Source organism: Flavobacteriales bacterium (genome assembly GCA_013214975.1).
Lineage (GTDB): Bacteria > Bacteroidota > Bacteroidia > DT-38 > DT-38 > DT-38.
Genome location: JABSPR010000335.1, coordinates 1 through 2,708, shown reverse-complemented (window position 1 = coordinate 2,708; position 2,708 = coordinate 1). Strand labels below are relative to the sequence as shown.

Genomic DNA, 2,708 nt, shown 5'->3' with positions numbered 1-2,708 from the left:
TGTAGAAAAATTAGAAATCGGTTACAATGCAACTGGTTACAAAGATTTAAAGAACTGTCTTGTTTTTCCGCTAAGAAATAAAGAAAATCAAATAGTTAGTTTGTACGGTAGAAGCATAACCAAAGGACATTATTACACTTCAAACAGAAAAGGATTGTATCCAAAATATTTACCTGCAGAAACTAAGAAACTGATATTGACTGAAAGTATAATTGATGCAGCAACATTATTGCAAAATGAGGTAATCACCAACCAATATGAAGTATTAGCACTTTATGGAACAAATGGGCTGACATCAGAACATATTGAAGCTATTAAAAGTCTTAAATTATTGGAGGACATTGTCCTCTTTTTAGATGGAGATGCAGCAGGCGAAAAAGCAGCTAAAAAATATGCAGAACAATTTAAAATGGAGAATGAAGAATTGAAAATTAGTATTGTTCAAACTCCAAAAGATGAAGATATTAATAGTTTATTGGATGGACACGAAGCGGAAATATTCACCCAATTATTACAAGAGCGAACTATTTTTTCTTCAGCTGATCAGGGAGCCCCTGAAAGCAATAATAAAACAGAAGAATTAAAGCTAAACACCAACAACCAAACACTAGACACTAATAATCCTGAGCGAATCATCTTTAAAAATAATTGCCCGTCTGGCTCAGACCTGACGGTTACCGACTGGGGAGGAATAGAAAAAGAAAATCTGAGTAGACTACGAGTGAGTTTGCATATTACTAGTCAAGAGAATACCTTGCCTGACGGCAGGCAGGAATACAAAACCTTTAGAGATGATGTAAATCTGTACAGTCATACAGCAGTAAAAAAACTCATCCAAAACGTAGCAGAATTATTGGAGCTCTCCACAACAGAAGTTAGCAGCACCATAGCCGAACTAACCGAAGAATTAGAAGCCTATCGAATGGGTGAAAGAGCAATGCAAATCCAAGCACTCAAACCCAAACAATACGAAATGACCCAAACAGAAGTGCGAGCCGCACAGGCATTTTTAAAAGGAGAAAACTTAGTCAAAAAGACATTAGAATTAATAAGTAAAAGTGGATTAGTAGGAGAACAAAAGAATGGATTAATGTTATTTTTCCTGTACCTCTCCAGATTACAAGACGAACCATTACACGCAATAATATTTGGAAAAAGTGGAAGTGGAAAAACCTACCTGCAGAAAAGAATAAGTGAATGTTTACCCGAAGAAGCCGTAAGAACCGTAACCAGTTTAACAGAAAATACACTCTATTACTCAGCTAAAAACTTTTGGAAACACAAAGTATTATTGATAGAAGATTTAGAAGGAGTGTACCAAGCCTTTTTACCACTCCGAGAATTTATGAGTAACCAAAGCATATCCAAACTCACTACCGATAAAGATGCCAAAGGAAATAACGTACAAAAAGTACTCACCGTAGAAGGACCAATCTGCGTAAGTGGAGCAACAACAAAAGAATCCATTTATGAAGATAACGCAAATAGATCCTTTCTACTTCACATAGATGAAAGCCCCAATCATTTAAATGAAGTAATGACCTATCAGCGAAAAATGAAAGCAGATTTAATCAATGAAACCGAACAAGATGATGCAAAGCAGCTTTTAAAAAATACCCAAAGAATATTACACAATATTAGAGTGGTGAACCCTTATGCAATGGATTTAAAAATACCCGATATGGTATTTAAAAAACTGCGAACCAATATGCATTACTTAAAGCTAATCGAGATAATCACATTCTACCACCAGTGCCAGCGGCACAGGCATAAAGATAAGAATGGTAAACCATTTATTAAAACAGAAATCATAGACATAGAATGGGCAAACTGGTTGGTAAAAGAAACATTGCTCAGAAAATCAGACGAATTAAGTGGAGATAATAGGCAGTTCTTTGAACGTCTAAAAACAGCAGTACCCGAAGGACAAAGCTTTTACAACAAGCAAATAAGAGAAAGCTTTAGAATGAATAGAATGAGCGTAAATAGACATTTGAGGAACTTAGAAGGAATGGGCTATTTAGAGCAAACAGGAGGCAATAGGAAGCAAGGATTTGAATATGTAATTAAAAGTTATGTAGAATATGACCAACTCAAAAAAGGCATTGACATTTTAGATGAAAATTTAACCCAACTAAAATTAAGCCTGCCTGCCGGTCAGGCAGGTGTAACAGCTAAAAAAGAAGAAAAGCCAAGTGTAACACCAGTGTAACAGAAGTGTAACACAGACAATAACCGAGATAAGATGTTTAGAAATCAGTTAGTTAACCCCAAGTGTAACAGTGTAACAAGTGTAATCGGAAATGAGCAAGAGGGGGGTAATTAAAAACTTTGGAGAGCATAATGAACCAAGACAATAAAAGATGAAGCAATTACAACTAAAAATACCAAGACATGAGCAATTAGAACAAGGCTTTAAAGAATGGTTAACCCTATTAGGATACGCCTCGAGCACGAGCTACAATCTTCCCCATCACCTGAGAGAACTATTGCACTGGATAGAACAAGAAAAACTAAACCTAGCTACGCTAACCCCAATCCATATAAGAACTTACTATGACTACCTAGAACACCGAACCAGGCAAAGGAGATCAGGTGTGTTAAGCAATAACTACCTACAGAAACACCAACAATCCATTAAACTTTTTATTAATTATTTACAAGTAACCGAACAAGAAAACATAGAACACCCCATAACACTACCAATA

Annotated in this window: 2 protein-coding genes; both read left to right on the top strand. The window is 35.7% G+C overall.

The annotated features are described in order from the left end of the window. Positions 1-16 precede the first annotated feature (16 nt). A complete protein-coding gene (locus tag HRT72_10710; GenBank protein NQY68174.1) occupies positions 17-2,212 on the top strand; it encodes a toprim domain-containing protein in 2,196 nt (731 codons plus the stop codon). A 151-nt stretch (positions 2,213-2,363) separates the two neighbouring features. Then, positions 2,364-2,708: hypothetical protein (locus tag HRT72_10705; protein ID NQY68173.1), on the top strand; the 345-nt coding region annotated here is incomplete at its 3' end.